This is a genomic window from Achromobacter sp. 10T422, assembly GCF_056394065.1.
Window position 1 is genome coordinate 1 of sequence record NZ_JBFTHD010000021.1, and the last position, 2435, is coordinate 2435.

The window sequence follows — 2435 nt, forward strand, 5'->3', positions numbered from 1 at the left end:
GAGACCTTTACGGTTACGACGGCTGATGGCACCACCGGTCAAGTGGTCGTCACGATCATTGGCACCAACGACACTCCGGTGTTGACCGGTAAGGCTGACGGCGCGGTCACCGAAGACGGCACGCTCGTTGCCACCGGCAAGATTGATGTCGCTGATGTTGATACGACTGACACGCACACTTGGACCGTCAACAACGACGGCAAGGGTACGTATGGTTCGTTCTCGGTTGATGGTTCGGGCAACTGGACGTACAACCTCGACAACGCCAACAAGGCTGTTCAAGGCCTGAAGTCCGGCGAGACCTTTACCGAAACGTTTACCGTGACCGTCAACGACGGCAACGGCGGGATCGTCGACAAGGCGGTCACGGTCACCATCAATGGTACGGATGACGGCGCCATCATCAACCCGGCTCAGCCGGGCGATGACAAGGGCTCGGTCACCGAAGACGGGACGCTCACGACCGGCGGCAAGCTGGAAGTGACCGACCCGGATGCGGGCCAGGCGGTCTTCCAAACGCAGACCAACGCAGCCGGTCAGCACGGCACCTTCTCCATCGACGCCGATGGCAAGTGGAACTACACCCTGACCAATAACGACCCGGCTGTTCAAGGCTTGGGCGCGGGCAAGACGCTGACCGAGACCTTCACCGTTACGACGGCTGATGGCACGACCGGTCAGGTGGTTGTCACGATCGTTGGCACCAACGACACTCCGGTGTTGACCGGTAAGGCTGACGGCGCGGTCACCGAAGACGGCACGCTGGTTGCCACCGGCAAGATTGATGTCGCTGATGTTGATACGACTGACACGCACACTTGGACCGTCAACAACGACGGCAAGGGTACGTATGGTTCGTTCTCGGTCGACGGCTCCGGCAACTGGACTTACAACCTKGACAATGCCAACAAGGCCGTTCAGGGTCTGAAGTCCGGCGAGACCTTTACCGAAACGTTTACCGTGACCGTCAACGACGGCAACGGCGGGATCGTCGACAAGCAAGTCACGGTCACCATCAATGGCACCGATGACGGTGCCATCATCACCCCGACTCAACCGGGCGATGACAAGGGTTCGGTCACCGAAGATAAGGTGCTCACGACCGGCGGCAAGCTGGAAGTCACCGATCCGGACGCAGGCCAAGCTGAATTCAAGGCAGGCAACACGCCGGGCGATCATGGCACATTCACCATTGGCAAGGATGGGACGTGGACCTACACCCTGAATAATGAAGATCCCAAGATCCAAGCCCTGGCCGTCGGCGAAAAACTGACCGAGACCTTCGTTGTCACGACAGCAGACGGCACCACCGGCCAGGTTGTTGTCACCATCAACGGCACCAACGACGCTCCCGTCATCGCGGGCGAAGCCGCCGGCTCCGTTACCGAAAGCACCTCGCTGAGCACCACCGGCCAGTTGACGCAAACCGACGTCGACACCTCCGATACGCACACCTGGTCCGTAGACAACAATGGCAAGGGCGAGTACGGCAACTTCTCGGTCGACAACTCCGGCAAGTGGACCTACAACCTGGATAGCACCAACCCCGACGTCAAGGCGTTGAAGGCTGGAGAAACTGCCACCGAAACCTTCACTGTCACGGTCGACGACGGCCACGGCGGCGTGACGCAGCAACAAGTCACGGTGACGATCAACGGCACCGACGACGGCGCCGTCATCACCCCCGCTCAACCGGGCGATGACAAGGGCACCGTTACAGAAGACGTGACGTCGTCTGTTGGCGGCAAGCTGGATGTCACTGATCCGGACGCGGGCGAAGCCGTGTTCCAAGTCCAAACGAATGCAGCCGGTCAGCACGGCACGTTCTCCATCGATGCCGATGGCAAGTGGAACTACACCCTGACCAATAACGACCCGGCTGTTCAAGGCCTGGGCGCGGGCAAAACGCTGACCGAGACCTTTACGGTCACGACGGCTGATGGCACCACCGGTCAGGTGGTTGTCACCATCGTTGGTACGAATGACGTCCCCGTTCTGACTGGCAAGGCTGACGGCGCGGTTACCGAAGACGGCACGCTCGTCGCCACCGGCAAGATCGACGTCGCTGACATCGACACGACCGATACGCACACCTGGACCGTCAACAATGATGGCAAGGGTACGTATGGTTCGTTCTCGGTCGATGGTTCGGGCAACTGGACCTACAACCTCGACAACGCCAACAAGACCGTTCAGGGTCTGAAATCTGGCGAATCGATCACCGAAACGTTCACCGTGACCGTCAACGACGGCAACGGCGGAATCGTCGACAAGGCGGTCACGGTCACCATCAACGGTACGGATGACGGCGCCATCATCAACCCGGTTCAACCGGGTGATGACAAAGGTTCGGTCACCGAAGACGGCACGCTCACGACAGGCGGCAAGCTCGAAGTGACCGACCCGGATGCCGGTCAAGCCGTCTTCCAAACGCA

1 protein-coding gene is annotated in these 2435 nt (G+C 60.0%); it reads left to right on the forward strand.

Features of this window, described 5'->3' with window-relative positions:
- On the forward strand, positions 1–2435 hold a 2435-nt coding region (locus AC1DB0_RS29770; protein WP_476758819.1), incomplete at both ends, for a VCBS domain-containing protein.